Origin of the sequence: Ruminococcus sp. AM43-6 (assembly GCF_003461785.1) — a bacterium.
In the GTDB taxonomy this organism is placed as follows: domain Bacteria; phylum Bacillota; class Clostridia; order Oscillospirales; family Ruminococcaceae; genus Hominimerdicola; species Hominimerdicola aceti.
The window spans coordinates 1-262 of record NZ_QTXU01000093.1 but is presented as its reverse complement, the minus strand read 5'-3'; the positions used below and the strand labels follow the sequence as shown (position 1 = coordinate 262).

Annotated in this window: 1 pseudogene; it reads left to right on the top strand. The window is 37.8% G+C overall.

Features of this window, described 5'->3' with window-relative positions:
- Positions 1-262 (top strand): annotated as a pseudogene (locus DW938_RS15045) (IS1182 family transposase); the annotation flags it as partial.

Here is a 262-nt window from a genome sequence, read left to right as displayed (position 1 = left end):
CAATTCGGGGACGGGGACATCATAAAACAATTGAACAGAGGCATTATGACAAGCTTTCGGAATACATTTCAAGGCTAAAAAAGTATGCAGAACACATAAAAATATGCGGAGATGAACGCAATAGTTATTCCAAGACCGATCATGATGCAACATTTATGCGTATGAAAAAGGACTATATGGGTAACGATCAGCTTCTTCCGGGATACAATATCCAATTAGGTGTCTGTGATGAATATATCGCAGTATTCGACGTAAAACAATA